Source organism: Streptomyces sp. NPDC057694 (assembly GCF_042799415.1).
GTDB lineage: Bacteria > Actinomycetota > Actinomycetes > Streptomycetales > Streptomycetaceae > Streptomyces.
Map to the genome: position 1 here is coordinate 49701 of NZ_JBHVIX010000028.1, position 26963 is coordinate 76663.

The window sequence follows — 26963 nt, forward strand, 5'->3', positions numbered from 1 at the left end:
AAGGATGAGACCAACAAGAGGGACACTGCGGAGCAGGGTGCGCACTGCCCCCCCCCCCCCCCCGCCGGGAGCGCCGCGCTCAGGCGGGCAGCGGCATCAGCGCCACGGGGTCGGAGGTCGGATGCTGGGATCCGCCCGCCGGTTCGACGGTGATCCCCATGCCGGACGCGCCGTCCACGGCACCGCTCAGCAGCACCGTCTGGTCCTGGCGCGCGGCGTCCATGAGGCCGGCGGCCCGCATGGTGCCGCCGTCGTCGAACCACAGTTGGTAGACCTTGCCCCGGGGCGGCTCGGCCATCCCGGAGACGACGAGAACCGCCTTGTCCTGCTGCGCGGAGACGACGACGGTGCCGGCCGCGCCGCCCGCCAGTTTCGCCGAGCCGGTCTTGGCGTCGGGCGCCGCGAGGACGGCGGCGATCCGGTCGCTGCTCTGCTCGGCCTGACGGGCCTGCTGGACCGCGTCCTCGGCGCGCTGGTGCTGCCACACCGCGACACCGCCGAGGGAGGCCGCCGCGGCCAGGCACGCCGCCAGCGCCCACCGCGACAGCAGACGCCGCCGTCCGGCTCCCGTGCGGACCGTCTGGGCCGCGACGTGCTGTCCCGGCGTGTCCTGCCGGACGGTGGTGATCCGCCGCAGCACCTGCTCGCGCAGCTCCGGGCGCGGCGCGTCGGACGCGGCCAGGCCCAGGCGGGCGGCGGTCGCGGTCAGTTCGGCGGTCTCCTGGGAACACGCCTCGCAGTCCGCGAGATGGCGTTCGAACGCCTCCCGCTCCTCGTCGGACAGTGCGTGCACCGCGTAGGCGCCCGTCAGCGTGTGCAGGTCGGCGGCGGTCATGCGGTCACCCCCAGGCAGTCGCGCAGCCGGATCAGGCCGTCACGCAGCCGGGTCTTGACCGTGCCCAGGGGCACGGCCAGCGCCTCGGCGACCTGACGGTAGGTCAGTCCACGGTAGTACGCGAGAGTGACCGCCTGCCGCTGGATCTCGGTCAGAGTGCGCAGACAGCGCCGCACCTGCTCCCGCTCCAGGCGGGCTTCGACCTGTTCACTGACCTGGTCGTACTCGGGTGTGTGGTCCAGGAGCGCGGCCCTGCGGTCCCGCGCGGCGGCCGCGTCCACGGACCGGACCCGGTCGATGGCGCGCCGATGGGCCAGGGTGAGGATCCAGTTGATCGCGGTCCCGCGGTCGGAGCGGTAGCGGGGCGCGGTGCGCCAGACCTCCACGAGGATCTCCTGGGCGACCTCCTCGGACTGGGCCCGGTCGCGGAGCACGGCGCGCACGGTGCCGAAGACCGGCCCTACCACGGCGTCGTACACCGAGGTGAAGGCTTTCTCGTCGCCGAGGGCGACGCGCCCCACCAGTTCCTCGAGGTCCGGCTCGTCGGCCGGACGACCGCCGATGTGCACGGCTTCTTTCACAGGGCCCTCCGTGGTCGCTGCATGTCCATGGTTAATTCGGAGCCCGACCGTCCACGGATTGGTGCCTGGACCGATCCACGTGCGGATCGGCTACGAATTGATGATGAGGGGTCGAGGGGGAAAGGGCACGGTACGGTGCCCGGCGCGGAGGGAGCGAGCACGGATGACGGTGGACGAGCGCGGGACACAGGTGGTTCGGGCGGGTGCGCTGGTACCTGGGAGGGTTCCCGCGCGGGCGCGTGCGGCCGTGCTGTTCCTGCACGGTGGCCGGGCCGACAGTCGTGCCCCGTCGCGGCCCTGGCACCCGGCGGCGCTGCGGATGCGGCCGTTCGTCGGGGCCGTCGCCGCCGCGCTGTCGGACGACGACGTGGCTCTCGCGCGGGTGCGCTATCGGGTGCGCGGCTGGAACGGCGCGGCGGCCGATCCGCTGCACGACGCCGAGCGCGCCCTCGCGGAACTCGCGCGGCTGGTGGGTGAGGTGCCGGTGATCCTGGTGGGGCATTCGATGGGCGGTCGCGCGGCGCTGCGGGTCGCGGGCGCGCCCTCGGTGCGGGGCGTCCTGGCGCTGGCTCCGTGGTGTCCGGACGGTGAGCCGGTGGCCCAGTTGCGGGACAGGGACCTCGTGGTCCTGCACGGGGACCGTGACCGGGTGACGGATCCCGCGGCCTCGCGGGCCTTCGTGGAGCGGGCCGGCGCGGCCGGGGCGCGGGCCGGGTTCCGGTCCGTGCCGGGCGGCGATCACGCCATGCTGCGCCGCTCGGGTCTCTGGCACCGCACGGCGGCCTCCGTCGTCGCGGGGCTGCTGCCGCGCTGACGGGAATCCGCCGCGGCGTGTGTTTTTTCAGGGGGACGGGGTCGTCAGCGGGGGTCGGTCGCCAGCAGAGCGACCGCCTCGCGCAGCCCGGCGGGCTGCACCGCCCGGTCGACGGCGGCGCCCCGCCAGCCGGGCCCGGCCAGATGCAGCCGGGGCTGCTGCCGGGCGCCCTGCGGCCCCCAGGCCGACTGGAGCAGGTGCTGGGCGAGCGGGGTGTTCGCCAGCGAGCGGGCCTGCGACCAGAGCACGACGGCGGCGGGCCCGGTCCTGCGCACCGTCGAGACGAGCGCGTCGGCGGGGACGGCCGCGCCCAGCATGCGGGAGGAGCGGCCCGCCTGGAGCAGCGCCGCGTGCACGGCCTCCAGCGGCAGGGTGTGCTGCTCGCCCGGTACGCAGGCCAGCAGTACCGAGTTGTCGTCGCGGCTCGCTTCGGGGAGGCCCAGCAGGAACGGTGCGTTGCGCAGCGCCGTCGACACGTGCCAGGAGAGGAGATGCTCGACCTCGACGTACCGGTCGCCCGACGCCTCCCATTTCCGGCCGACCGCGTGCAGGGTCGGCATCATGAGCTCTTCCCAGGCGGCGATCACTCCGTACGTCCGGACGAAGGCGTTCAACCGCTCCTGGACGGCCGCGGAGTCGAGGCGCAGCGCGGCCCGGATGAGCCCACGGCACTCGGCTCGCACGGTGCCGGGCGGTACGGACGCGGAGTCGGTGCTCCGGTTCTCCGGACCGGTGCCGGAAGGTTCCGCCTCTTCGGCGGCTCCGTCCGCCTCACCACGTGGCGCGTCCGCGGCGTGTTCCTTGACGACGCGCGCGGCTTCGGCGGGCGGCACGCCGGAAGCCGTCAGTCGGCACATCTCCTCGATCATGGCCACGTCCTGGGGTGACCAGCGGCGATGCCGGCCCTGGTCGCGGCGGGCCGGGCCGAGGTCGTAGCGCCGGTCCCACGAGCGAAGTGTCGTGGGCGAGATGCCCAGCCGCCGCGCCAGCGCCCCTGACGTGATGCCGGCGCCGTCCACGGTCGACGGGCGCCGGGACGATCGCGCCGGAGCGCCTCGGGTGTCCATGACACGCATTGTATCGATGCGAAACCGCTGCATGCCTGGTGGAGCCCTCACGAGAGGATCCTCCTCGCCCTTCACGCCCTTCCCCTGCCCGATAACCGCCCCATTTTGGGACCTCCCTGGGCTGCACACGACAACTTGAGGGCAAACCGATGCGTATTCGTTGCGAGTCGAAACGGATGCGGGCCGCTGGCCAAGGTGGGCATCACTCAGTCGGCCACAGAAGGGCACGGGTCCATGCGCGCTCAAACGATTTCCCGGACGTCGACTTCGCGCGGAGACTTGTGGGCCCCCGTCGAGGAGTCCCTCGCCGACGAAGAGCTCGCGGCCGGACTGCGCGGCGGCCAGGAAGCCTGCCTGGAAGCCGCCTACCACCGCTGGGGAACGCTGATCCACACCCTCGCCTACCGCTCCCTGGGCGACGCGCGGGAGGCCGAGGACGTCACCCAGCAGGTCTTCCTCGCCGTCTGGCGCGGCCGGGACGGCTACGACCCTGCGCGCGGCGCCCTGGCCGGCTGGATCGTCGGCATCACCCGGCGCAAGGTCGCCGATGCGCTGCGCGCGCGGACCCGGCGCTCCGATCTGGCCTCCGCGGCGGAGGCGGTGCTCAGCCTGGCGGCCCCGGCCGCCGACGACGCCCCGCAGCGCACGCTGGACCGGGTGGTGGTGAGCCACGAGCTGGCGCAGTTGCCCGCCACCCAGCGCCGCGTGCTGGAACTGGCCTTCTTCGCCGACCTCACCCACACCCAGATCGCCCATGTGACGGGCTGGCCGCTGGGCACGGTGAAGAGCCACTCGAAGCGCGGCCTGCACCGGCTGCGCCTGCGGCTCGTCGGCAGCGAGCTCGGCTGAGCCGCCCGGTCCCGTCCCGGCACGGCCCGTGCCCGATCCCCCTGCTTCTCAGGCCGCTTCCGCTCCCTGCGCTTCGGCCGTGAGGCGTTCCGCCGCCTTGGTGATGTTGTAGGTCATGCCCCCGAAGACGATGGCGTGGAAGGGGGCCACGCTCCACCAGTAGGCGTGTCCCGCCAGTCCGTGCGGGTGGAACAGGGCGCGCTGGCGCAGCACCGTCCGCCCCTGACGGTCGTGGCCGACGCGGAGTTCCAGCCAGGCCAGGCCCGGCAACAGCATCTCGGCGCGCAGCCGCAGGCTCCTGCCGTGCTGGATCTCCTCCACCCGCCAGAAGTCGACGACGTCGCCCAGGCGCAGCCGGGTGGCGTCCCGGCGGCCGCGGCGCAGTCCGACGCCGCCCACCAGCCGGTCGATCCAGCCGCGCACGGACCAGCCGAGGCCGAAGGAGTACCAGCCGTGCTCGCCCCCGATGCCCTCGATCACCGTCCACAGCGCCTCGGGGGTCGCTTCGGTACGGCGGGCCCGGCGGTCGGTGTAGAGGCTGCCGCCGGCCCAGTCTGGGTCGGTGGGCAGCGGGTCGCTCGGCACCCCGGGCACGGCCGCGGCGGACCAGTGGGTGCTCACCTGGGCCTGTTTCACCTGGCGCAGCGCGAGGCGCAGCGCGTCGTCGAAGGGGATCGGGGTGCCGGGGGGATCGGGCACGTACCGGGCGATGTCGTGCTCGGCGCAGACGACCTCGTGCCGCAGGGACTCGGCGAGCGGCCGGGCGATGCCCCTCGGGACCGGGGTGATCAGCCCGATCCAGTGGCTGGACAGGCCGGGGGTGAGCATCGGCACGGAGAGGATCATGCGGTGGGGCAGCTCGGCCACGCGTGCGTAACGCTGCATCATGTCGCGGTAGTTCATGATCTCGGGTCCGCCGATGTCGAACACGCGGGACACCTCGGCGGGCAGGTCGGCGCAGCCGACGAGATAGCGCAGCGCGTCCGCGACGGCGATCGGCTGGATGCGGGTGCGCACCCAGCGGGGCGTGACCATGACGGGCAGGCGTTCGGTGAGATAGCGCAGCATCTCGAACGACGCGGAGCCCGAGCCGATGATGACGGCGGCGCGCAGCACGGCCGTGGGCACCCCGGACCGCAGCAGGATGCGGCCGACCTCGCTGCGCGAGCGCAGGTGGGGGGAGAGTTCCGGTTCGGCGACGTCTTTGGGCGTCAGGCCGCCCAGGTAGACGAGCCGGCCCACTCCGGTCTGCGCGGCGGCGTCGGCGAAGGTCCGTGCTGCCCGCCGGTCGGTCTCCTCGAAGTCGTCGCCGCTCCCCATGCCGTGCACGAGGTAGTAGGCGACGTCGATGCCCCCCAGAGCGGCGGTCACGGACGGTGGGTCCAGGACGTCGCCGCGCACGATCTCGACCTGGCCGGCCCACTCGAAGTCGCGCAGCTTCTCCGGCGTCCGCGCAAGGCACCGGACACGGAAGCCCTTCGCCAGCAGTTCCGGCACGAGTCGGCCGCCTACGTAGCCGCTCGCGCCGGTCACCAGGCAGTGCCGTCCGCCGTCCGCCGGAGAATCTTCGTGCGCTGACCGTTCATCGGGGGAAGAACTCATGCTCGGACACGTACCCCGCACAGCGGTGGGCGTGCGCCGCTATCCGGGTACGGGACGGGGTTTCGTCCTGTCGCCGCACACTGCATGCCGCGAGGTCAGTACGCGACGGGCCACCCGCTGCTCCAGTTCAGGAGGTTGATGCCCAGCTTCGGGGTGCCGTTGTCGTTGCCGTCGTAGTAGTGGTAGACGATCAGGTCGCCGTCGGTGTCGTTCATGATGGACTGCCCGCCGGGGCCGATGACGCTGCCGTGCGACTCCAGGACCGGGGTGCCGCCGTTGTCGGTGAGGGCGACGCCGCTCTTGTCGTAGTACGGCCCCGTGACTCTGGTGGCCCGCCCGACCTTGACCTTGTACGTGGAGCTGGTGCCCGCGCAGCAGGTGTCGTAGGACGCGAAGAGGTAGTAGTAGCCGTTCCGTTTCACGATGTACGGGGCCTCGACGGCCTTGGTGCCGGTCGGCCGGGCGGCCAGGCCGTAGCGGGTGGTGCTGGAGGACAGCTGCTTGCCCGTGGACGGGTCGATCCTGATCATCTTGATGCCGGTCCACCAGCTGCCGAACGACAGCCACCAGGTGCCGTCGTCGTCCACGAAGAGGTTCGGGTCGATGGCGTTGTAGTCGCTGGAGGTGGTGGAGGTGTAGACGACGCCGTAGTCCGTCCAGGAGCCGGGCAGTCCCGTCGTCGAACCGGCGAGCCCGATCGCGGACTTGTTGGAGCCGAAGGTCGAGACGGCGTAGTACATCAGGTACTTGCCGCCGTGGTACGAGATGTCGGGGGCCCACGCCTCGGTCGCGTACGACGACCACCACGACGGCTTGGTGGTGAAGGCGTCGCCGCCGGCGGTGAACGCGATCCGGTCGGTGGACGTGCGGTGTCCGAGGCCGCCGCCGGTCGCGTAGAGCAGATAGCGGCCGCCGGAGGTGCGGATCATGGTGGGGTCGTGGACGACGGTGGCGCCGGTGACCGTGCCGGGGTTCGGGTAGGCGGACGCGGTCGACGGGAGCAGGGCGAGCACTGCTGCGGCGGGTACGGCGAGGAGGGTCCTGCTCAGGCGTCGGGGTGTGCGGCTCACGCGGCTCTCCTTCACTGCGGGGGACACGAGATCACTTCGGGGGACACGAGGGTTCTGCGGCTTCGGGACACGGTCGCCGCCCGGGGCCGGAAGGTTGCCCCTCCCCCACCCTCTTCACCTCCCTCACCGGCATAAATTGCGTTCCAGATGCAAGGTTTATAGCCTGCGCGCATGCGGCTGACGCGATTCACGGATCTGGCCCTGCGCGTACTGATGCGCCTCGCGGTCGAGGAGGGCGAACTGCCCACCACGCGCGAGGTCGCCGCTGCCATGAACGTCCCCTACACGCACGCCGCGAAGGCCGTGGCCAAGCTGCAGCACCTGGGCCTGATCGAGGCGCGGCGCGGCCGGGGCGGGGTTCTCGCCCCCACCCCCACCGCCCGCAGGGCCTCGATCGGCACGCTGGCGAGGGAGCTGGAGGGCCCGGGCGACGTGGTGGACTGCGACGGTACGACGCCGTGCCCGCTGCGCACGGCCTGTCGGCTGCGGGGCGCGCTGCGTCAGGCCCAGGAGGCCTTCTTCACCTCCCTCGACCCGCTGACCGTGAGCGATCTCGTCGAGTCGCCGACCGGGCCGCTGCTCCTCGCCCTCTCCCCCACGCGCGTCGTCGGCTGATCTTCCGGCCCGCCCTCCCGCTCTTCTTCACGTAGTTAAATTCGAATCTAAAATACCTATTAAGGAGCCCCTGATGCTGACCGACCAGTCGAGCGCCGTCGTCCGTGCCACGCTTCCCGCCGTCGGCGCCGCCATCGAGGAGATCACCGGGCGTTTCTACGAGCGGCTGTTCGCCGCCCACCCTGAGCTGCTGCGCGATCTGTTCAACCGCGGCAACCAGGCCGCGGGCACCCAGCGCCGGGCGCTCGCCGGTTCCGTCGCGGCCTTCGCCACGTATCTGGTGGACCACCCCGACGACCGGCCCGACGTGATGCTGCACCGCATCGCGCACAAGCACGCGTCGCTCGGCGTACGGGCGGACCAGTACCCGGTCGTGCACGAGCACCTCTTCGCCGCGATCGCCGAGGTGCTCGGCGACGCGGTCACCCCGGAGGTGGCGCGCGCCTGGGACGAGGTGTACTGGCTGATGGCGAACGCGCTCATCGCGATCGAGGAGCGCCTGTACGCGCAGCAGGGCGTCGTCGACGCGAACGTGTGGCGGGAGTGGGAGGTCGTCGCCCGCACCGAGGAGACCGACGACGTCGCCGCCTTCGTCCTGCGGCCCGCGGACGGCCGACCCGCGCCCGGTCTGCGGCCCGGGCAGTACGTCTCCGTCCAGGTCGAACTCCCGGACGGCGCCCGGCAGATACGCCAGTACAGCCTCACCGGCGCGCCGTCGCCCACGACCCGGTCGATCGCGGTGAAACGGGTGCGGGGCGCCGCCGGGAGTCCCGACGGCGAGGTCTCGCGCCATCTGCACGCGCGCGTCGGTGTGGGCGACCGGCTGCGCGTCTCGGCTCCGTACGGGGATCTGGTGCTCGCCGCCGACGCGGCCCCGCTGCTGCTCGCCTCGGCGGGTATCGGCTGCACGCCCATGCTCGCCATGCTGGAGGAGCTGGCGGGCACCGGTCACGCAGGCCCCGTCACGGTCGTGCACGCCGATCGCTCCCCCGGCACCCACGCGCTGCGCTTCGCACACGAGGCCCTGACCGGCAAGATTCCGTCCGCCGACGCGCACTTCTGGTACGAGGAGCCCGCCGGAGGGGACACGGGCGCCGGAGCCGAGCGCCACGTCGGCCGGGTCGATCTCACCGACGTGCCGATCGCTCCCGGCACCCGCGCCTATCTGTGCGGGCCGCTGCCCTTCATGCGGGCGGTGCGCGAGCAGCTGCTCGACCGGGGCGTCGCGGCGGCCGACATCCACTACGAGGTCTTCGGCCCGGATCTGTGGCTGGCCGTCTGACCTGCACCGATGCCCTCTGCGACGGCGAATGTCAGTGGTGGGGTGCAGACTGACGGACACCTGGAGACAACGGCGTTTCGGAGGTGTTCGGCATGACTGACGTACTGCTCGCGGTGGGTACGCGCAAAGGGCTTTTCCTGGGGCGGACGGGCGGGGCGGCGGGGGCGTCCCGCCAGGCCTGGACGTTCGACGAGAGTCCCTGTTTCAACGCGCAGGCGGTGTACTCCGTCGCCATCGACACCAGGGGTCCGACACCAAGGCTGCTCGTGGGCGGCGACAGCGCGCACTGGGGACCGTCCGTCTTCCACTCCGACGACCTCGGCAGGACCTGGACCGAGCCGTCCGCACCGGCCGTCAAGTTCCCCCGGGACACGGGGACTTCGCTGGAGCGGGTGTGGCAGCTGCACCCGGCGGCCGCCGAGCCGGACGTCGTGTACGCGGGCACCGAGCCGGCGGCCCTGTACCGCTCGGAGGACCGCGGCGAGACGTTCGAGCTGTGCCGGCCGCTGTGGGAGCACCCGACGCGCGCCCGGTGGGTGCCGGGCGGGGGCGGCGAGGGACTGCACACCGTCCTGACCGACGCCCGTGATCCGCGGGCGCTGACGGTGGCGGTGTCCACGGCCGGGGTGTTCCGCTCGGCGGACGGCGGCGCGAGCTGGGACCCGGCGAACTCGGGGGTGTCCGCCGTGTTTCTGCCCGACCCGAATCCGGAGTTCGGGCAGTGCGTGCACAAGGTGGCCCGGGACGCCGCCGACCCGGACCGGCTGTACCTGCAGAACCACTGGGGTGTGTACCGCAGCGACGACGCGGGCGGCCACTGGACGGACATCGGGGACGGCCTGCCGTCGACGTTCGGTTTCGCCATGGCCGCGCACCCGCACCGCGCGGACACCGCGTACACCTTCCCGATCACCGCGGACGCGGACCGGGTCCCCGCCGACCGCCGCTGCCGCGTCTTCCGCACCCAGGACGCGGGCAAGAGCTGGGAGCCGCTGAGCCGGGGCCTGCCCGCGGGCGACCACTACGGCGTGGTGCTGCGGGACGCACTGTGCACGGACGACGCCGACCCGGCGGGCGTGTACTTCGGAAACCGGAACGGGGAGGTGTACGCCTCGGCCGACGACGGCGACAGCTGGCAACAGTTGGCGTCCCATCTGCCGGACGTGCTGTGCGTGCGGGCGGCGGTGGTGGGCTGAGGAGCAGGGGTGGACTGAGGAGCAGTGGCGGGCTGAGGCCGGGGCGGTGCTCCCCCGGCCCCTGGAAAGCCTTGTTCCGTCCGCCGTAGGGTCTACGGCAGACGCCAGTCCACCGGCTCCATGCCCTGCTGCCGCAGCAGGTCGTTGGCCCGGCTGAAGGGGCGGGAGCCGAAGAAGCCGCGGTCCGCGGACATCGGGGAGGGGTGTGCGGACTCGATCGCCGGGAGGTTTCCGAGGAGCGGGCGGAGGTTGCGGGCGTCACGGCCCCACAGGATCGACACCATCGGCTTGTCGCGTGCCACCAGGGCCCGGATCGCCTGCTCGGTGACGTCCTCCCAGCCCTTGCCGCGGTGGGCGGCGGGTTTGCCGGGGGCCGTGGTGAGCGCCCTGTTCAGCAGCAGCACGCCCTGTCGCGTCCACGGCGTCAGGTCGCCGTTGGAGGGCCGGGGCAGGCCCAGGTCGGAATGCATCTCGCGGAAGATGTTCTCCAGGCTGCCCGGGAGATTGCGCACGTCGGGCGCCACCGCGAAACTCAGCCCGATGGCCATCCCCGGTGTGGGGTAGGGGTCCTGACCGACGATCAGGACTCTTACATCGTCCAGGGGTTGCTGGAAGGCGCGCAGGACATTGGCGCCCGAGGGGAGATACGTCCGGCCGGCCGCGATCTCGGCCCGGAGGAAGTCCCCCATCTCCGCGATGCGTCCGGCCACCGGCTCAAGGGCCTGCGCCCAGCCTGCTTCAACAAGTTCGTGCAACGGTCGTGGTGCCACAGTGCGTCACCCTACTGGTCCACACCGACAGCGACGGTCCACGGGTGGGCAACCCCCGCACCGGGGCGAACGGGCTCAGCGCTACCCTTCGTCATGTCCGAGGCCATCGAGCCGGTCCAGCACCCCACGCGGCCGGCCACCAGGAAGGCGGGGAGCCCCTTTGCATCCGGCGTTCGAGCCACTCCCCCACACCGACCGGCGGCTGCCGTGAGCGCCGCCCGGGTCCTCGGGATCGACTCGGGGGGTTCGGGACTGCGGGTCGCGCTCGCCCGCGCCGACGACCTGGCCGGGACCGCCACCGCCGCGTCCCGTACGCCGGTGCGCACCTCGGCGGCCGGGATCGACGCCGCCGACATGATGGAGCAACTCCTGCCCATGGTGCGGTCATTGCTGTCCGACGCCGGCGCACCGGTGGACGCGGTGGCCGTGGGCGCCGCCGGGATGGCGACGCTCGGCGACGACCTGCGGGCCGAGCTGCCGGGCGCGATGAAGCGTGAACTGGGCATCGGCCGGATCGCGTTGGCCGGTGACGCCGTGACCGCGTACGCGGGGGCGCTCGGTCAGCGGCCCGGGGCGGTCGTCGCCGCGGGCACCGGCATGATCGCCCTCGGCAGCGACCTCACCGCCTGGCGGCGGGCCGACGGCTGGGGACATCTGCTCGGCGACAGCGGGGGCGGCGCCTGGATCGGGCGGGCCGGGCTCGACGCGGCGCTGCGGGCGTTCGACGGCCGGCGCGGGGGCAGCGCGCCGCTGCTCGCGCTCGCCGAGGACCGGTTCGGGCCCGCCGGTGACCTGCCCGGCCGGATCTACCCGCGCACGGACCGGCCGGCCGCGCTCGCCTCCTTCGCGCCCGACGTGGCCCGGTGTGCGGCGGAGGGCGACCCGGTCGCCGCGGAGGTGCTGCGACAGGCCGCACGGCACATCGCCGAGGCCGCCGCCGCGGTGTGCCCGGCGGACGGCGGGGACGTCGCGCTCACCGGAGGCCTGTTCAAGACGGGTGAGCCGCTGCTGGCCCCGCTGCGCGCCGAACTCGCGGAACAACTGCCCGGGGCGACCGTGGTCTCCGCCGCCGGCGATCCGCTGCACGGCTCCCTGGTGATCGCCGCGGCCCTCGCCACGGACGACCTGCGGCTGCCCTGTGACGGCCGACTTCTGGCGGTGGCCTAGGGCGCCGCCGGAGTGCCGGGGGCGCCCGGGGTTGACGGTCACCCCTGCGGACCAGGGCACTTGAACCGTCCGTAACCGCCCATCCGTAACTGAACGGACAATCAAGGACGGATACCGCTCAGCTGGGCCCTGACCGAACACCGGGGCCTGCTGAGCCAGTAGCATGCGGCGCCATGAGCTCCCCCCAAGGGCCTGCTTCTGGCCTGCCTGTACGAATGCCGCGACCCCGACAGCCCGGACGGCACCGCCGCCCGGAACCCGTGGCCGCCCCCGAGGGCGCACCGTCCCTCGTTCTCGCGGTGCCGGGCACGCCCAGCGCCGCGACGCGCATGCTCGCCGACGAGGTCGTGAGCATCGCCCGTTCCGAGCTGCCCGGCCTGGACGCGCGCGTCGCCTTCGTGGAGGGGGAAGTCACCGACTTCCCGGTCTCCGCCGAATTCCCCTCGCTCGCGTCCGTGCTCGCGCACGCCGCGAAGGAGCGCACCGGCCGTTACGAGCAGGCGCTCGCCGCCGGTGTCGAGGGCGCCAAGGAGCCCGAGGGCCCCGTCGCCGTCGTCGTGCCGCTGCTCGCCGGCCCGGACAACGCGCAGGTCCGGCAGATCCACCAGAGCATCGCCGACAGCCGGGTCGCCGCCGAGCTGACCGATGTGCTCGGCCCGCACCCGCTGCTCGCCGAGGGGCTGCACGTACGTCTGTCGGAGGCCGGTCTGGCCCGTGCCGACCGTGCGCGGCTGTTCACCGTGGCCACGGCCGCCGACGGGATCATTCTCGCGACGGTCGGCGGCGAGGAGGCCGTGCAGGCCGCCGGGATCACCGGCATGCTGCTCGCCGCGCGTCTTGCCGTGCCGGTGATGGCCGCCGCGCTGGACGCCGAGGGGTCGGTCACGGCGATCGCCGAGCAGTTGCGGGGGTCCGGGTCGCAGCAGTTGGCGCTGGCGCCGTATCTGATCGGGCCCGAGCTGGATCCGTCGGTGCTTGAGGCTGCCGCCAAGGATGCCGGGTGTGCTGCCGCGGAGCCGCTGGGGGCGTATCCGGCGATGGGGAAGTTGGCTCTGGCCAAGTACACGGGGGCGCTGGGGATCACGCCTCAGCCTGTTGCCTCCGGCGGCTGACCGGGGATTTTGTGCGGGGCTCGGGCTGTGCTCGGGCCCCGTTTCTTTTTTCGGCTCGCCCTGCGGGCTCGATCGTCGCCCTGCGGGCTCGTCCTCAATCGCCGGACGGGCTTGATTGGGCTTGCCTTTCGTCGCAAGTGCACGCCCGTCCTCAATCGCCGGACGGGCTTGATTGGGCTTATCTCTCGTCGCAAGAGCGGGCAGTCTGTAGCGTCGTTGTCATGAGCAGCGACGACGCGGCACTCATGGCGGAGCAACTGGCCTACTACCGGGCCCGTGCGCCCGAGTACGACAGTGTCTACGCGCACCGGGCGGACCTGCGGGAACTGTTGGGCGGGATCGATGAGTTGCCCGTGCGGGGGGATGTGCTGGAGCTTGCGTGCGGGACCGGGCAGTGGACCGCGTTGCTTGCCGAGCGGGCCGTGTCCGTCACCGCTGTCGACGCGTCGGCCGAGACGCTGGCCATCGCGCGGGAGCGGGCCGGCGGGCCCACCGTGCGTTTCGTGCAGGCCGATCTCTTCGACTGGCAGCCGCCTCGGCGCTACGACACCGTGTTCTTCGGGTTCTGGCTGTCGCACGTGCTTCCGGCCCGGTTTCCGGGGTTCTGGCGGTCCCTGGGGGCGTCGCTGGCGCCCGGCGGGCGGGTCGTCTTCGTCGACGACGCGCCGTCCGAGGCGGTGCACGAGGAGTTCGTGGCCGACGAGTCGACGCACACGGCACTGCGCCGGGTGGGGGACGGCAGCGCGTTCCGCATCGTGAAGGTGTTCCGCGGGCCCGGGGAGCTCACGGACCAACTGGCCGCGCTCGGGTGGTCCGTCGAGGTCAAGGGGGCCGCCGGGAGCTTCCTCACCGGCGTCGCCAAGCCCTCCGAAGCGCAGGGCTAGCCGAACACCACGCACGAGGCCGCCGGTACCCGTACCGAGCCGCCCCGCACCGGCACGCCCGTCTCCGGGGCCACGGTGAACCAGGTGACGTCGCCGGAGCGTTCGTTGGCCGCGTAAAGGAAGCGGCCCGAGGGGTCGATGGCGAGGTCGCGGGGCCAGTGGCCGCCGCAGGGCACCGTGGCGAGCAGGGTGGCCGTCTCGCCCGTCGGGTCCAGGGAGAAGACCGAGATGACGTCCTCGCCGCGGGTCGCCGTCCACAGGAAGCGGCCGTCGGGGGCGACGACGACCTCGGAGGGAAAGGCGTCGCCGTTCGTGTTGTCGCCGGGCAGGACGAGGAGTTCGGTGAGCGGCTTGAGGGTGCCGCCGACGGCGTCCCAGCGGCAGACGGTGAGGGTGGGAGTGAGTTCGTTGAGCACGTAGACGTACGCGCCGGAGGGGTGGAAGGCGAGGTGGCGGGGGCCCGAGCCGGGGCGCAGCGCCGTCTCGTGGTGGAGGGTGAGCCGGCCGTCGGTGAGCGCGCAGACGCGGACCGAGTCCGTGCCGAGGTCGACGCTGACGGCCCAGCGGCCGCTCGGGTCCGGCAGCACCTGGTGGGCGTGCGGGGCCTGTTGGCGCTGCGGGTGCGGGCCGGAGCCGGTGTGGCGCAGCACGTCGCGCCCGGCCGGATCCGGGGTGCCGTCGGCGCGCAGCGGGAGCGAGGTCACGCTGCCCGAGTTGTAGTTGGCGGTCAGCACCCGGTCGCCCCAGACGGCGAGGTGGGTGGGGCCCGCGCCGCCCACCGGGGCGGAGGGCGCGGCGAGCCGCACCGGGGTGGTGTCCGTGCGGAAGGCGGCGACGGCCCCTTCGCGGGTCTCGCTCACCGCGTACAGGACCTGGCCGGCGAGGGCGAGGTAGGAGGGGTCGGGCAGGGCGTCCGTGGCGTCGAGGACGGTGAGGGAGCCGTCCCTGATGTTCAGTTCCGCCGTCACGATGCCGGGGCCGCCGGCCGCCGTGAACGACCCGATGTACGCCCGTGCTGCCTGACTGCCGCTCACTGCTTCCCCTTTCGGCCGCGGGCCCGGTGCCCGTGCGGCCGACGGTAGCAGTCGGTCTAGACCAGGTCGTGCCACGGTGGGCGGTGCCGCGCCGGGACCGCGTCCTCGCCGCGGGCCCGCGCATGGGCCTCGGGATGGTGGACGTACGTCGGAGTGTGCTGGACGTCGTCGTAGGTCCGGTGGAAGACCGGGGTCGTCGAGCCGGAGAGGGGCGGGACGATCCAGGACCAGTCGGCGCCGACGGTGCGGCCGCGGGACTCCTCGCGTTCGAGGTGGGTGAGGAAACGGACGGACTCGGTGTGGTGGTCGGTGATGGTGACGCCCGCGCGGTCGAAGGAGTGCAGGACCGAGCGGTTGAGTTCGACGAGCGCGCGGTCCTTCCACAGCGAGCGGTCGGTGGCGGTGTCGAGGCCGAGCCGGTGGGCCAGGTGGGGCAGCAGGTTGTAGCGGTCGGTGTCGGCGAGGTTGCGGGCGCCGATCTCGGTGCCCATGTACCAGCCGTTGAAGGGGGCGGCGCCGTAGCAGATGCCGCCGATCTCCAGGCACATGTTGGCGAGCGCGGGCACCGCGTACCAGCGCAGGCCCAGCTCGGCCCACCAGGTTAACTCCGGGTGTTCCAGGGGGACTTCGAGGATCGCGTCCGGTGGGAGGCCGAAGAGGCGGGGCCTGCGGTGCGGGGCCTCCTGGACGATGAGGGGCAGGACGTCGAAGGCGGAGGCGGTGCCCGCGGCGCGCCAGCCGAGGTGCTGGGCGTACGCGGTGAGGCCCGCGGCGCGCGGGTCGCCGATGACGTGTCCGTCGCGCTGGACGTATCCGGCGTAGCGGATGAGTTGGTCGTTCCAGATGCGCGGGCCGGGGCGGCCCGGCCGGTCGGGGGCGAAGACGGTGATGAGGGGGCGGATCCGGCCGCCGGGCGCCGCCTGCCGCAGATGGTCGGCGCAGGCCTCGGCGATCTCCTCGGCGGAGTCGAGGTGGCGCAGGTCGCGGACGTGCAGGGAGCGCCAGTACAGGCGGCCTATGCAGCGGTTGGCGTTGCGCCAGGCGAGCCGGGCGCCGTGTTCGAGTTCGCGCGGGGTGTGCGTGTACGTGCCGGTGGCCGCGAGTTCCGCGTCGACCTCGGCGATGCGGCGGGCCGGGTCGCCGAGCTCTTCCTCGGCGTGGTGCTGCCGGATGAAGGCGGCCGCGGCCTGTGCGGTGTCGGTCGCCGGAGCGCGGTGCGCGCCGGGGTCGGGGGCCGGGCAGGCCGCGTGCCGTGCACGGCCGTGGGGGCCACGGGCCACGGCGAGCCAGCCCTCCACGTCCTGCGACGGTCCGGTCCTGCGCAGATGGCTCGGCATGGCGCACCCCCAGCGGTTCGGTGGCGACGGCACCCGGCTCGCTCCCGCGCGGCCGGGCGGCGGGGCCGGTCCGCCGCGTCGGCGGTCCGGACCCCGGGCGTCCAATGGCGCGGGATGTACCCCTCGGGCGGACTGATCCACCCGATGAGGGACCGGGAACGGGCCTCATTCGGGGCCGGGGTGTCCACGCCGATGCGAGACAACCACACCTCGGCCCCGGTGGGCGGGCCGTCACGGACGCACGGGGAGCGCGCGGAACTGTTCGACGGCGCGCGGCCGGGGCTACGCGCCCAGGGTCGCGCGTCCGGCTCCGCGCAGGGGGACGGCGAGTTCGACGAGGGTCCGCTCCAGGGCGTGCAGGTGGGCGAGTACGGGCAGTTCGGCGTCGGCGGGGTGCGGCGCGGCCACGACGGAGTGCGGGTGGCGGGCGGGGACGGTGAGTGCCTCGACCGCGCTCTCCACGCGTCGGCAGGCGGCGGCGAGCCGGGCGTCGTGCGAGGCCTCCGGGTCGGCGGCGACGGAGGCGAGACCGCGTACCTCGTGGGCGCACGCGTCGAGCAGGGCGAGCACCTGCCGGGCCCGGCCCTTGCGGTGGCGCAGGGGGCTGAGCGGGTGCACGAGCGGGGCGAGGGAGAGGCGGACGCGGCCGAGGACGGCTTCCAGTTCGGCGACCCGCGGCGCCGGGTCGGCGTCGCGTCCCGCGAGCCGGTCGGCCGCTTCGGCGGTGCAGGCGTGGACGCAGCGCAGCGCCCGCTCGACCCAGGCCTCGGTGACGGAGTGCGTGGTCACGGGGAGCACCAGCAGCACGGCGAGAGCGGCGCCCAGGGCGCCGACCGCCGTCTCGCTCACGCGCAGCGCGAGCAGGGCGGGGTCGAGCACGCCGAGCAGCCCGTAGAGCATGCTCGCCATCACGGTCACCGCGAGCATCATCCACGTGTAGGAGACGTGGGCGGTGTAGAAGATCCCGAAGACGCTGACGGCGATCACCGCGGCCGCGACGACCGGGTCGTGGTGAAGCGGCACGGCGAAGCCGAGGACGATGCCGAGGACCGTCCCGAGGAACCGGCGGAAGCCGCGCACCACCGTCTCGCCGCGTGAGGTCGTGGCGACGAACACCCACCAGGTGGCGCCGACGGCCCAGTACCAGCGCTGGTCCGACAGCAGTTGTCCGGCGGCGAGCGCGAAGCCCGCACCCACGGTCGCCTGGACGGCCTGCCGGGTGGTGATCCGGCGCAGCCCGGTCCCGCCGGTCGGCGCGGCGACGGCCGCCGGGGCCGGGAGCCGTCGCTCGTAGCACCAGACCCCGAACCGGACGGCGGCCGCCGCGCCGAGCGACAGGAGCACGGCCGCGTACAGCTCGGGGAGCTGGCCGGGCACGGTGTGCAGGAACTGGGCCGCGAAGAAGGTCATGAAGCCGAACACGCCGAGCGAGTGGCCGCGGGGCCCCCACCGCCGCGCGTACACGCCCGCGCCGACGACGCCGAGGAACGCCAGGTCCCGGGCGAGGGGTATGTCGTGCAGCAGGGCCGCGAGGGCGAGCACCGGCAGTCCGACGGCCGGCAGCAGCGCCGTCGTGACCGCCTGCCCGCGCACGGTCGGGTCGGTCACCGTGAACAGGGCGAGCAGCGCGGCGAGACCACCGGTGACGGCCGCCACCAGCGAATGCCCCAGGGCCCCGCACAGCGCGACGGCGAGCCCGATGCCCAGTACGGCCCGGCTCGCGAACCGCAGCCGCATGCGGCCCGGATCCGGCGCCACGAACGCCCTCTTCAGCACAGTGCCCCGCCCCTCCTCGTTGCTGGTCCACGTGCGCACAGGAGATCCGTACGCACATGAGAAAGGCGCCGCGGAGACCTCTCACAGGTCCGCAGCGCCATCGATACGTACATCTCAGCAGTTCAGTGGCTCATGGTTCAACAGAGGGCGAAAGCCCTGGGCCAATGGCACACCATCGCCCGGTTCCGCTCGGCCACCACCGGGCCAACGGTCCACCGCGCCGCGTCGGCCGATCGGTCAGTCGGTGAGCCGGCCGGGGCTCACCAGGCGGTACTCGTAGGCCATGACGACGACCTGGGAGCGGTCCCGGGCGCCCAGTTTGGCCATGACGCGGCTGACGTGGGTCTTCGCGGTGAGCGGGGAGACCACCAGCCGCTCGGCGATCTCGGCGTTCGTGCAGCCGGCGGCGATCAGCCGGGTGACTTCGCGTTCACGGCCGGTCAGGGTGTCGAGGCGCCGGTCCGGCTCCCGGGTGTGGTCCGGGCGGGAGGCGAATTCGGCGATGAGCCGGCGGGTCACGGAGGGGCTGATGAGCGCGTCGCCCCGCGCGGCGACCCGGACCGCGTGCAGGAGTTCCGCCGGTTCGGTGTCCTTGACGAGGAACCCCGTGGCGCCGGCGCGCAGCGCCCCGTACACGTGGTCGTCGAGGTCGAAGGTCGTCAGCATGACCACCTTGACCGCGGCCAGGTGATCGTCGGCGGCGATGCGGCGGGCGGCTTCGAGTCCGTCCATGACGGGCATGCGGATGTCCATCAGGACGACGTCGGGCAGCAGTTCGCGGCAGGCGGCGAGGGCGGCCTGTCCGTCGGCGGCCTCGGCGACCACCCGCAGATCGTCCTCGTCGTCGAGGATGCCGCGGATGCCCGCGCGCACGAGGCGCTGGTCATCCGCCAGCAGGATCCTGATCATCAGTTGCTCCGCCGGTCGGCTCGTGGTGGTCTGCGAACGGTAGCCGGGCCAGGACGGCGAATCCGCCCGTGTCGCCGGGCCCGGCGCTCAGTGTTCCGCCCAGGGCGCGCGCCCGTTCCGTCATGCCCGTGATCCCGCTGCCCGCCGCGTGCGCCGCGCCGCGGCCGTCGTCCCGGACGCCGAGCGTCAGGTCCCGGGCGCCGTGGTGGACGGTGACGACGACGTGCCGGGCGCCGCTGTGCCGGACGGCGTTGGTCAGGGATTCCTGCACGATGCGGTAGGCGGCGAGGTCCACGGCGGCCGGCAGGGCGCGCGGGGCTCCGCCGCGCTCGACGGTGACGTCCAGACCGGTACGGGCCGCCGACGCGACCAGGTCACCGATCCCGGAGAGCCCCGGTGCGGGAGCGGTGGGCGCCTCTTCGTCGACCTGGCGCAGGACGCCGAGCGTGGCGCGCAGTTCCCGCAGGCCCTCCTTGCTGCCCTGCTTGATGGCCGTCAGTGCTTCCTCGGCCAGGGCGGGGTCCTTGCGCATCCGGTGCAGGGCGGACGACGCCTGGACGTGGATCATCGACATGTTGTGGCCGATCACGTCGTGCAGTTCACGGGCGATGCGCAGCCGCTCACGCGTGGCGCGCAGCCGCGCCTCCTCCTCCGCGTAGGCGATCCGGCCGTGGCGCATCGCGCCCAGCGCGACCACGGCGACCAGCCAGCCGGTCAGCATGAAGACCGCTGTGCCGTTCACGTCGCCGGTGCCGGCCAGGACTCCCGCGCCCACCCCGAGGACCATCACCGCGGCCATGGCGACCGATGCCCGGATCCTTCCGCGGGCCGACAGCGCGTACAGCGCGGCGACCGGGATCACGACGAGCGGACCGTCGACCGTGCTCAGCAGGTGGTACACGCCCGTGCCGAGGACGGTGCACCAGCCCACGGCCACCGGGTGGCGCCGGCGCAGCGGCAGCGCACCGCACACGGCCGCCGCGACCAGCCAGGAGACGATCACCGACGCGGTCGCGTCGCTGTCCGAGCCGAGCCGCTGTCCTTCGGCGATCCCCGTCAGCGCCAGCACGATTCCGGCGAGCGCCAGGTCGGCGCGCGGGCCCGAGGGCAGGCGGAAGCGGGCGGCGTCGAGAGGGGGCATGGCCTCATTCTGCCTGGGGCGCGCTGGAGAACCGTGCCGGATGTCCCCTTTTGTGCGCCGAGTGCCTGCCGGGGATGTACGCGCCGCCCGGTCCCGTACATCCGCTGGTGTACGCCGCTGTGGCCGTGTCCCCCTGTCGGTGCAGACGGGCTGTCCGCCGGGGGCCGATGCCCGCGCCCGGGGTTGCCGAGCACGATCGAGGCGACTCCAGGAAACACTCTCGCTCGACTTCGAGGCAGGCATCATGTCTTCCCCCCGCGGCTCGGCCGCGCCCCTCGCCCCGGCCCCGACACCGGGCGGCGAACCGCCCGCGCCCGTCGGACGGTTCGGCGCCCTGGCCCGCTGGGCGCAGCGTCGTCACTGGGCCGCCCTCGTGCTGTGGGTGGCCGTCGTGGCCGCCATCACGCTGGGCTCCACCGTCGCGGGCTCCGCGTACAAGAACGACTTCTCGCTGCCGGGCACCGATTCCCAGACGGCCACCGACCTGTTCACGCGGCACGGCAGTGACCGGGCGGGCGACAGCGTCGAGATCGTCTTCGCGGACGCCACCGGCATCCGGGGCGCGAAGGACCGCGTCGAGCCGATGCTGGCCGAGGTGCGGCGGCTCGCGGGGGTCGCCGAGGTGCGCAGCCCCTTCGCCGACGCGTCGGCGGTGTCCGGGGACGGCACGATCGCCTACGCGTCCGTCACGCTGGACGGCAAGACCGAGGAGGTACCCAAGGAGGACGTCGCCCGGATCATCGACACGGCGCAGGGCATCGCCGACGGGCACCTCCGGGTCGAGGTGGGCGGCGAGGCCGCGCGCAACGCGGAGGACAAGGCGGGGCCGACGGCCGAACTCGCCGGGATCGTGGCCGCCCTGGTCATCCTGGTGCTGCTGTTCGGCTCGCTGCTGGCGGCCTCGCTGCCGCTGATCACCGCGCTGTTCGCGGTCGGCGGTGCCATCGGCCTGATCGCCCTGGCCTCACACGTGTTCACGGTCGCCGACTTCACGCCGCCCATCCTGATGCTCGTCGGCCTCGGTGTCGGCGTCGACTACGCCCTGCTGATCTTCTACCGCTACCGGCACGAGCTCCTGGCCGGTGCCGAGCCGGACGAGGCGGGCCGCAAGGCTCTGGACTCCGCGGGACGCACGGTCTTCTTCGCCGGCTGCACCGTGATCGTCGCCCTGCTCGGGCTGGTCGCCCTCGGGCTCGGCTCCCTCCAGGGCATCGCCCTCGCGGTGGCCGTCACGGTCCTCATCACGATGGCGGCCTCGCTGGTACTGCTGCCCGCGCTGCTCGCCCTGTTCGGCCGGCGCATCCAGCGGCACGTTCTCGAGCAGCGGGCCAAGGCCACCCTCAAGAGCCGGACGGAAGGCGATCGCTGGCGCGCCATGGCACGCGCGGTGCAGCGCCGCCCGCTGCCGACCCTCCTCGTCGGCGTGCTCGCCCTCCTGGCCCTGTCGGCACCGGCCCTGGGCATGCGGCTGGGCTTCGCCGACTCCGGGAACGACCCCGCGGAGACCACGTCCCGGCACGCGTACGACCTGCTCGCCGAGGGGTTCGGCCCCGGCTTCAACGGGCCGCTCGTCGTCCTGGTGAAGGGCGACGCGGAAGCGGGCAGGACCGTGCGGGCGAAGCTCGCCGCCACCCCTGGCGTCGCCCAGGCCGGGCCCGCGGCGCCGTCCGAGGACGGCGCCCTGTCCACGGTCTTCGTCTACCCGACGACCTCGCCCCAGGACGAGGGGACCGTGGACCTCGTCCACCGCCTGCGGGACACAGTGGCCCCGCCCCTCGAAGACGCCACCGGTGCCGAGATCCTCGTCGGCGGTGCCACCGCCGCCTCCCAGGACGTCTCCGAAACCCTCGCCGACCGGCTGCCCCTGTTCATCGCCGTCGTCGTCGGCCTCTCCACGCTGCTGCTCCTACTCGTCTTCCGGTCCTTGTGGATCCCCGTCAAGGCGGCGATCCTGAACCTGCTGTCCATCACCGCCGCGCTCGGCGTCATCACCCTGGTCTTCCAGCACGGCTGGTTCGGCGCGCAGCCGGGTCCCGTGGAGGCCTTCGTCCCCGCCCTGATCTTCGCGATCGTCTTCGGGCTCTCCATGGACTACGAGGTCTTCCTCGTCTCCCGCGTCCACGAGGAGTGGGTCCGGACCGGGGACCACTCCCTGGCCGTGCGCGAGGGGCTCGCCTCGACCGGCAAGGTGATCACCGCCGCGGCGGCCATCATGATGTTCGTCTTCGGGGCCTTCGTCCTCGGCGACGACCGGATGCTCCAGCAGTTCGGGCTCGGCCTGGCCGTCGCCATCCTGCTCGACGCCGTGGTCATCCGCTGCCTCATCGTCCCCGCCATCCTGCACCTGCTCGGCACGCGGGCCTGGTGGCTGCCCGCGTGGCTGGCCCGCAGACTGCCCGAGGTGTCCCTGGAGCGGCCCGGGCGCGGCTGACGCGACGCGATGTTCTCCGCCGCGTCGGACGTGCGGCTCCATGTGCGACTTATGTGCGGTCGCTTGTCCGCCCTTGTCCCGCACATCGTGCCGGACCGAGTCTTCGGTGCGACAACGCACTCACTCGCCTTCATCAAGGGAGCAGACGTATGTCCTCTTCGGGACGGTTCAGTCGGCGGAGCGCACTGGGGCTGGGGCTGGCGGTGGGGGCCTCCGCCCTCACCGTGCCCGTGACGAGCGCGACCGCGCGGGCCGCTGCGGGGCGTGGCCACCATGGGGCGGCGGTCGTCGCGAAGTCGTTCACCGCCGACACCTCGACGGTGCTGCGCAATCCGCTGAACGGCTTCGTGCTCTACGGCGACACGACGTTCCCGGACGACTTCTGGTCGGTGCGGGACGCCATCGGCGTGCCCGGTGTGGGCGACGTCCGCGCCTCGGACTACGCGTCGACCTTCTACCTGCGGATCGCCTGGTCACTCCTGGAGCCCGAGGAGGGGGTCTACGGCTGGAACACGAACGACAGACTCAAGGCGGCGCTCGCCACGGCCCGCGAGCGGGGTCTGAAGCTGGCGTTCCGGGTGGTCGTCGACAGCCGCGACAAGGCGTACAACTTCACGCCCGACTTCGTACGGGAGGCAGGCGCCGCCGGGTACGAGTCGCAGTCCGGCAGCAAGACGCTGTGGTCGCCGTATCCGGACGACCCGGTCTTCCAGGAGAAGTTCGGCGCGTTCGTACGGGCCTTCGGCGCCGAATTCGACGATCCGGAGCGGGTCGATTTCGTCGACGGCTACGGGCTCGGCAAGTGGGGCGAGGGGCACTCCCTGAAGTATCTCGACGCCGCGAGCCGGGAGCCGGTGCTGCGCTGGGTGGTGGACCTGTACGCGGACGCGTTCCGGCGGGTTCCGCTCGCCATCAACTACCACCGGCTGATCGGCACCCCGTCGGACTGGGGCGCTCCGGACCCGGACAGCGAGCGGCTGCTCGACATCGCCGTGGACAAGGGGTTCTCGCTGCGCCACGACGCGTTCGGCATGACGACGTACTACGGGGACTGGGAGCGCGCGTACGCCGCGAAGTGGCGCTACCGGCGGCCGATCCTAATGGAGGGCGGCTGGGTCACCACGCAGCACAGCTACCAGGACGATCCGCGCGGATACCAGAGCGTGGGCGACGTGCGCCAGGGCGAGTTCGACGACTCGGCCGAGGGGCACGTCAGCGCATTGGACTTCCGGGTCGGCGAGACGGTGTCGTGGTTCACCGAGTCGTTCGGCCTGGTGAAGCGGACCGTCGCCGAGGCCGGGTACCGGCTGCTGCCGACGGCCGTGGCGGCGCCGGCCACGGCCACGGCGGGCGGCTCCGCCCGGATCGACCACACGTGGGCCAACCTGGGCTGGGCGAACCTGCCCAACGACGTCCCGCAGTGGAAGCACAAGTACCGGCCCGCCGTCGCCCTGCTGACCGCGGACGGCCGGGCCGCGCACGTCTTCGTCGACACGGCCGCCGACCCGGGCGGCTGGCTGAAGGACGCCCCGGCCGAGCACACCTTCCAGGCCTCCCTCGCCTCCGTGGCCAAGGGCGCCTACCGGTGGGGCATCGCCCTCGTCGACACCTCGCGGGGCAACACCCCGGGCATCCGGCTCGCCGCGCGGGAGGAGACGGTGGGCGGCTGGCTGGCCGTCGGTGGGGTCACCGTCGGGTGACGGAGGGCCGGGCCGGTCAGACGTTGGCGTAGCCCGCGATGCTCGCCTTGATGCGGTCCATCTCGCGCTCGTCGGACACACCCTGGAAGTCGTGCCGGGGTGTGTACGGGGCCTCCAGGCGACGGGCCTCGTCATCGGTGAGGGTCAGGTCGAGGGAGGCCACCGCGTCGTCGATCTGCTGGATCGTGCGGGCGCCGACCAGGGGCGCCGCGACGACCGGGTTGCGGCGCAGCCAGGCCAGGGCGATCTGGGCGCGGCTCACTCCGTGCGTGTCGGCGATCGCCCCGACCTCGTCGATGATGAGGCGGTCGCTGTCGGCGGTGGCCCGGTAGAGCAGGTCGGCGAAGGCGCCGTCGGTGGCGGCGCGCTCCCCCGCGTTGGCCTGGTCGAAGGGACGGGCGAGACGGCCGCGGGCCAGCGGGCTCCACACCATCGTGGCGACGCCCTCGTCGGCACAGAGCGGGAGCATCTCGCGCTCCTCCTCGCGGGCGAGCAGGTTGTAGTGGTCCTGCATGGTGACGAAGCGCGCCCAGCCGTGCCGCTCCTGGAGGTGGAGGGCCTTGGCGAACTGCCAGGCGTGCATGGAGGACGCGCCGAGGTAGCGGGCCTTGCCCGCCTTCACCACGTCGTGCAGGGCCTCCAGGGTCTCCTCCAGCGGCGTCGCGCCGTCGAAGCGGTGGATCATGTAGACGTCGACGTGGTCGGTGCCCAGGCGGCGCAGACTGGCGTCGATCTCGGCCATGATCGCCTTGCGGGAGAGCCCGCCGCCGTTGGGGCTGCCCGGGCGCATGGTGTGGCGGACCTTGGTGGTGATGACGACGTCGTCGCGGTTCGCGTAGTCCTTCAGGGCACGGCCCAGGATCTCTTCGCTGGAGCCGTACGAGTACATGTTGGCGGTGTCGAAGAAGTTGATGCCCGATTCCAGGGCGTGCTTGACGAGGGGCCGGCTGCTCTCCTCGTCGAGGGACCAGACGGGGTGGCCGCGGTCAGGCTGCCCGTAGGTCATGGCGCCGATGGCGACCGGGGAGACGTCCAGGCCGGTACGGCCCAGCTTGATGTACCGCACGGGGGCTCCTAGTGTGGGACGAACAGTAAACGGAGATGTCTCCGATTGACTCTTCGAACGTAACGGAGAGTTCTCCGTTTGGCAATCGGGGGCCGGTTCACCAGGAGGATCCATGCCCGAGACCGCGCGGCGCTCTGACGCGCTCAAGAACCGGGAAGTGATCCTCCAGGTCGCCCACGACGTGCTCGCCGAGACGCCGGACGCCTCGCTGAACTCGATCGCCAAGCGCGCGGGCGTCGGCCCCGGGACCCTCTACCGGCACTTCCCCACGCGGGAGGCGCTGATCCTGGAGGTGCACCGGCAGGGCATCGACCGGCTCGTCGCGGCGGTGGACGAGACGCTGGCCGCGCAGCCGCCGCTGGAGGCGCTGCGCAGCTGGTTCACCACGCTCACGGGTTATGTGCGGATCAAGCACGGTCTGGGCGAGGCGCTGAACTCGGCGGCCGCGCAGGAGGTCATCAGCGCCTCCTGGCCGCCGGTCAGCGCCGCCGTCGGGCGGCTGCTGGACGCCTGCGTGGAGGCCGGCGAGGTGCGTCCCGGGCTCGACCCGGTCGACGTCATCATGCTGCTGAGCTGCTTGTGGCGGACCCCCGACACCCCGGAGGGGACCGCCCAGGCCCAGCGCCTGATGGACCTGGCCATCGACGGGTTCCGCCCCTGATCAGGCCTGGATCTCGAACTCCTGGTGGCTGATGGGCTCCAGGAACGTACCGGTCGTCGTGAACGCGACCGTCTCGCGGACGGCGTTGTGGGCCAGGCGGCCCAGTTCGTTGCCGACGGAACCCGCGATGTGCGGGGTGATGAACGTGTTCGGCGTCCGGCGCAACCGGGCGTCGGCGGGCAGGTGTTCGGGTTCGGTGACGTCCAGGACGGCCGCGATGTCGCCCTGGTCGAGCCGGTCGGCCAGGGCCTCCTGATCGACCAGGGCGCCGCGCGCGGTGTTGATGAACGTGGCCCCGGGCCGCAGGCGTTCGATGAGGCCGCGGTCGAACATGCCCAGGGTGCCGGTCAGCAGCGGGGCGTGCAGGGAGACGACGCTGCTCGACTCGACCAGTTCGGTCAGGTCCACGTGGCGCACGCCGAGCCGGGCCGCCTCCAGATCGTTCAAGTGCGGGTCGGCGACGACGAGTTGGACGTCGTAGGCGCGCAGCCGCTCGATGACGGCGCGGCCGACCCGGGAGGCGCCGACGAGACCGACGGTGATGCCGTGCGCGCCCACGTCGGGCCAGTCCGCCTCCAGGTCCACCGAAGCGGCGCCGCGGCGCAGTTCGTCGGCGGCGCTGAAGGCACGCTTGGCGGCGAGCACGATCATCGCCACGGTGTACTCGGCCACGGGGACGGCGTTCGCCGCGGCGCTCGAGGTGACGGCGATGCCCCGGGCCCACACCTCGTCGTCGACGACGGGGCGGACGGTGCCCGCGGAGTGCACGAGGCCGCGCAGGCTCGGCAGCAGGTCGAGCCGGGCCGCGTCGAGCGGCGCCGTGCCCCAGCCGGTGATCAGCACTTCCGCCTGGGCGAGCAGACCCTGGTCCACCGGGTCGGCGGGGTCGAGGGGACGGTCGGCGAGGAGTTTGACCGTGCCGGAGCCGTGCAGCGCGGCGAGGTCGTCGGGCCGGAAGACCCGGTGGAACGTGGAGTCGGGCATGGCGAACGCCACGGGGACGGTCGGCCGGGGGCCGGCGGCGGGCGGCGCGGGCCTCGGGGGCGGCGTCATGGGGTCCTGCC

The 26963-nt window shown here is 73.0% G+C and carries 24 protein-coding genes; 11 read left to right on the forward strand and 13 right to left on the reverse strand.

Annotation, left to right across the window (positions count from 1 at the left end; all coding sequences use genetic code 11):
* Positions 1 to 79: 79 nt before the first annotated feature.
* Both ACFVDP_RS37490 and ACFVDP_RS37495 read right to left on the reverse strand, forming a co-directional pair.
* Positions 80 to 835 (reverse strand): anti-sigma factor domain-containing protein, encoded by a 756-nt coding sequence (locus tag ACFVDP_RS37490; protein ID WP_383500031.1) that lies wholly within the window; start codon positions 833 to 835, stop codon positions 80 to 82.
* Entirely contained in the window at positions 832 to 1416 is a 585-nt protein-coding gene (locus tag ACFVDP_RS37495; RefSeq protein ID WP_383500034.1) for a sigma-70 family RNA polymerase sigma factor, read from the reverse strand. The genes ACFVDP_RS37490 and ACFVDP_RS37495 overlap by 4 nt, the downstream gene beginning before the upstream one ends.
* Before the next feature lie 163 nt (positions 1417 to 1579).
* On the opposite strand from ACFVDP_RS37495, the gene ACFVDP_RS37500 reads away from it, so the two are divergent.
* Positions 1580 to 2230: an alpha/beta hydrolase gene (locus ACFVDP_RS37500; protein ID WP_383500036.1), complete on the forward strand. Its 651-nt coding sequence runs from the start codon at positions 1580 to 1582 to the stop codon at positions 2228 to 2230.
* A gap of 44 nt (positions 2231 to 2274) precedes the next feature.
* Here ACFVDP_RS37500 and ACFVDP_RS37505 read toward each other — a convergent pair whose 3' ends face one another.
* A complete protein-coding gene (locus ACFVDP_RS37505) occupies positions 2275 to 3297 on the reverse strand; it encodes a MerR family transcriptional regulator (RefSeq protein ID WP_383500039.1) in 1023 nt (340 codons plus the stop codon).
* Between the two features lie 234 nt (positions 3298 to 3531).
* Here ACFVDP_RS37505 and ACFVDP_RS37510 point away from each other — a divergent pair, with 234 nt between their 5' ends.
* A complete protein-coding gene (locus ACFVDP_RS37510; RefSeq protein ID WP_383500043.1) occupies positions 3532 to 4146 on the forward strand; it encodes a sigma-70 family RNA polymerase sigma factor in 615 nt (204 codons plus the stop codon).
* A gap of 48 nt (positions 4147 to 4194) precedes the next feature.
* On the opposite strand, the gene ACFVDP_RS37515 is transcribed toward ACFVDP_RS37510, so the two are convergent.
* Both ACFVDP_RS37515 and ACFVDP_RS37520 read right to left on the reverse strand, forming a co-directional pair.
* A complete protein-coding gene (locus tag ACFVDP_RS37515; RefSeq protein ID WP_383500046.1) occupies positions 4195 to 5748 on the reverse strand; it encodes an SDR family oxidoreductase in 1554 nt (517 codons plus the stop codon).
* 95 nt (positions 5749 to 5843) lie between these two features.
* Complete coding sequence (locus ACFVDP_RS37520; protein WP_383500185.1) at positions 5844 to 6797, reverse strand: arabinan endo-1,5-alpha-L-arabinosidase; 954 nt, start codon at positions 6795 to 6797, stop codon at positions 5844 to 5846.
* Between the two features lie 192 nt (positions 6798 to 6989).
* Between ACFVDP_RS37520 and ACFVDP_RS37525 the strand changes: the two genes are divergently transcribed.
* From ACFVDP_RS37525 to ACFVDP_RS37535, 3 genes are all read left to right on the forward strand, one after another.
* On the forward strand, positions 6990 to 7433 hold the full coding sequence (locus ACFVDP_RS37525) for an RrF2 family transcriptional regulator (RefSeq protein ID WP_383500049.1): 444 nt from the start codon (positions 6990 to 6992) through the stop codon (positions 7431 to 7433).
* 73 nt (positions 7434 to 7506) lie between these two features.
* Positions 7507 to 8715: a globin domain-containing protein gene (locus ACFVDP_RS37530; protein ID WP_383500052.1), complete on the forward strand. Its 1209-nt coding sequence runs from the start codon at positions 7507 to 7509 to the stop codon at positions 8713 to 8715.
* A gap of 92 nt (positions 8716 to 8807) precedes the next feature.
* The gene (locus ACFVDP_RS37535; protein ID WP_383500055.1) at positions 8808 to 9911 is read left to right on the forward strand and encodes a WD40/YVTN/BNR-like repeat-containing protein; all 1104 of its coding nucleotides are present in this window, start codon (positions 8808 to 8810) and stop codon (positions 9909 to 9911) included.
* 92 nt (positions 9912 to 10003) lie between these two features.
* Here ACFVDP_RS37535 and ACFVDP_RS37540 read toward each other — a convergent pair whose 3' ends face one another.
* Entirely contained in the window at positions 10004 to 10681 is a 678-nt protein-coding gene (locus ACFVDP_RS37540) for a uracil-DNA glycosylase (protein WP_383500058.1), read from the reverse strand.
* Positions 10682 to 10888: 207 nt separating this feature from the next.
* On the opposite strand from ACFVDP_RS37540, the gene ACFVDP_RS37545 reads away from it, so the two are divergent.
* The 3 genes from ACFVDP_RS37545 (at position 10889) to ACFVDP_RS37555 (ending at position 13844) form a co-directional block, all read left to right on the forward strand.
* On the forward strand, positions 10889 to 11848 hold the full coding sequence (locus tag ACFVDP_RS37545; RefSeq protein WP_383500061.1) for an N-acetylglucosamine kinase: 960 nt from the start codon (positions 10889 to 10891) through the stop codon (positions 11846 to 11848).
* Positions 11849 to 12021: 173 nt separating this feature from the next.
* On the forward strand, positions 12022 to 12960 hold the full coding sequence (locus ACFVDP_RS37550; protein WP_383500064.1) for a sirohydrochlorin chelatase: 939 nt from the start codon (positions 12022 to 12024) through the stop codon (positions 12958 to 12960).
* A 221-nt stretch (positions 12961 to 13181) separates the two neighbouring features.
* A complete protein-coding gene (locus ACFVDP_RS37555) occupies positions 13182 to 13844 on the forward strand; it encodes a class I SAM-dependent methyltransferase (protein ID WP_383500067.1) in 663 nt (220 codons plus the stop codon).
* On the opposite strand, the gene ACFVDP_RS37560 is transcribed toward ACFVDP_RS37555, so the two are convergent.
* The 5 genes from ACFVDP_RS37560 to ACFVDP_RS37580 all read right to left on the reverse strand — a co-directional run bounded on the left by ACFVDP_RS37560 (position 13841) and on the right by ACFVDP_RS37580 (position 20041).
* Positions 13841 to 14878 (reverse strand): lactonase family protein, encoded by a 1038-nt coding sequence (locus ACFVDP_RS37560; RefSeq protein WP_383500070.1) that lies wholly within the window; start codon positions 14876 to 14878, stop codon positions 13841 to 13843. The two genes, ACFVDP_RS37555 and ACFVDP_RS37560, sit on opposite strands and share 4 nt — an antisense overlap.
* 56 nt (positions 14879 to 14934) lie before the next feature.
* Positions 14935 to 16215, reverse strand: a complete 1281-nt coding sequence (locus tag ACFVDP_RS37565; protein WP_383500074.1) for a nitric oxide synthase oxygenase — start codon at positions 16213 to 16215, stop codon at positions 14935 to 14937.
* Between the two features lie 282 nt (positions 16216 to 16497).
* Positions 16498 to 17991, reverse strand: coding sequence for an FUSC family protein (locus ACFVDP_RS37570; RefSeq protein WP_383500188.1), 1494 nt, complete (start codon positions 17989 to 17991; stop codon positions 16498 to 16500).
* Positions 17992 to 18228: 237 nt separating this feature from the next.
* Positions 18229 to 18900, reverse strand: coding sequence for a response regulator (locus ACFVDP_RS37575; protein WP_383500077.1), 672 nt, complete (start codon positions 18898 to 18900; stop codon positions 18229 to 18231).
* A complete protein-coding gene (locus ACFVDP_RS37580) occupies positions 18875 to 20041 on the reverse strand; it encodes a sensor histidine kinase (RefSeq protein ID WP_383500080.1) in 1167 nt (388 codons plus the stop codon). Before ACFVDP_RS37580 ends, ACFVDP_RS37575 begins: the two co-directional genes overlap by 26 nt.
* A 244-nt stretch (positions 20042 to 20285) precedes the next feature.
* Here ACFVDP_RS37580 and ACFVDP_RS37585 point away from each other — a divergent pair, with 244 nt between their 5' ends.
* Positions 20286 to 22472, forward strand: coding sequence for an MMPL family transporter (locus tag ACFVDP_RS37585; protein WP_383500083.1), 2187 nt, complete (start codon positions 20286 to 20288; stop codon positions 22470 to 22472).
* A 149-nt stretch (positions 22473 to 22621) separates the two neighbouring features.
* Entirely contained in the window at positions 22622 to 24172 is a 1551-nt protein-coding gene (locus ACFVDP_RS37590; protein WP_383500086.1) for a DUF4832 domain-containing protein, read from the forward strand.
* 16 nt (positions 24173 to 24188) lie between these two features.
* On the opposite strand, the gene ACFVDP_RS37595 is transcribed toward ACFVDP_RS37590, so the two are convergent.
* Positions 24189 to 25238 (reverse strand): aldo/keto reductase, encoded by a 1050-nt coding sequence (locus ACFVDP_RS37595; protein WP_383500089.1) that lies wholly within the window; start codon positions 25236 to 25238, stop codon positions 24189 to 24191.
* A gap of 112 nt (positions 25239 to 25350) precedes the next feature.
* Here ACFVDP_RS37595 and ACFVDP_RS37600 point away from each other — a divergent pair, with 112 nt between their 5' ends.
* Positions 25351 to 25899, forward strand: coding sequence for a TetR/AcrR family transcriptional regulator (locus tag ACFVDP_RS37600; RefSeq protein ID WP_383500092.1), 549 nt, complete (start codon positions 25351 to 25353; stop codon positions 25897 to 25899).
* On the opposite strand, the gene ACFVDP_RS37605 is transcribed toward ACFVDP_RS37600, so the two are convergent.
* Positions 25900 to 26952, reverse strand: a complete 1053-nt coding sequence (locus ACFVDP_RS37605; protein ID WP_383500095.1) for a hydroxyacid dehydrogenase — start codon at positions 26950 to 26952, stop codon at positions 25900 to 25902.
* Positions 26953 to 26963: the final 11 nt, after the last annotated feature.

Excerpts from the sequence above, each read along its gene's own strand:
- ACFVDP_RS37490 (WP_383500031.1), bottom strand. The coding sequence starts at position 835 with ATGACCGCCGCCGACCTGCACACGCTGACGGGCGCCTACGCGGTGCAC.
- ACFVDP_RS37500 (WP_383500036.1), top strand. The coding sequence starts at position 1,580 with ATGACGGTGGACGAGCGCGGGACACAGGTGGTTCGGGCGGGTGCGCTG.
- ACFVDP_RS37505 (WP_383500039.1), bottom strand. The coding sequence starts at position 3,297 with ATGGACACCCGAGGCGCTCCGGCGCGATCGTCCCGGCGCCCGTCGACC.
- ACFVDP_RS37510 (WP_383500043.1), top strand. The coding sequence starts at position 3,532 with ATGCGCGCTCAAACGATTTCCCGGACGTCGACTTCGCGCGGAGACTTG.
- ACFVDP_RS37515 (WP_383500046.1), bottom strand. The coding sequence starts at position 5,748 with ATGAGTTCTTCCCCCGATGAACGGTCAGCGCACGAAGATTCTCCGGCG.
- ACFVDP_RS37525 (WP_383500049.1), top strand. The coding sequence starts at position 6,990 with ATGCGGCTGACGCGATTCACGGATCTGGCCCTGCGCGTACTGATGCGC.
- ACFVDP_RS37530 (WP_383500052.1), top strand. The coding sequence starts at position 7,507 with ATGCTGACCGACCAGTCGAGCGCCGTCGTCCGTGCCACGCTTCCCGCC.
- ACFVDP_RS37535 (WP_383500055.1), top strand. The coding sequence starts at position 8,808 with ATGACTGACGTACTGCTCGCGGTGGGTACGCGCAAAGGGCTTTTCCTG.
- ACFVDP_RS37550 (WP_383500064.1), top strand. The coding sequence starts at position 12,022 with ATGAGCTCCCCCCAAGGGCCTGCTTCTGGCCTGCCTGTACGAATGCCG.
- ACFVDP_RS37555 (WP_383500067.1), top strand. The coding sequence starts at position 13,182 with ATGAGCAGCGACGACGCGGCACTCATGGCGGAGCAACTGGCCTACTAC.
- ACFVDP_RS37565 (WP_383500074.1), bottom strand. The coding sequence starts at position 16,215 with ATGCCGAGCCATCTGCGCAGGACCGGACCGTCGCAGGACGTGGAGGGC.
- ACFVDP_RS37575 (WP_383500077.1), bottom strand. The coding sequence starts at position 18,900 with ATGATCAGGATCCTGCTGGCGGATGACCAGCGCCTCGTGCGCGCGGGC.
- ACFVDP_RS37580 (WP_383500080.1), bottom strand. The coding sequence starts at position 20,041 with ATGCCCCCTCTCGACGCCGCCCGCTTCCGCCTGCCCTCGGGCCCGCGC.
- ACFVDP_RS37585 (WP_383500083.1), top strand. The coding sequence starts at position 20,286 with ATGTCTTCCCCCCGCGGCTCGGCCGCGCCCCTCGCCCCGGCCCCGACA.
- ACFVDP_RS37590 (WP_383500086.1), top strand. The coding sequence starts at position 22,622 with ATGTCCTCTTCGGGACGGTTCAGTCGGCGGAGCGCACTGGGGCTGGGG.
- ACFVDP_RS37600 (WP_383500092.1), top strand. The coding sequence starts at position 25,351 with ATGCCCGAGACCGCGCGGCGCTCTGACGCGCTCAAGAACCGGGAAGTG.
- ACFVDP_RS37605 (WP_383500095.1), bottom strand. The coding sequence starts at position 26,952 with ATGACGCCGCCCCCGAGGCCCGCGCCGCCCGCCGCCGGCCCCCGGCCG.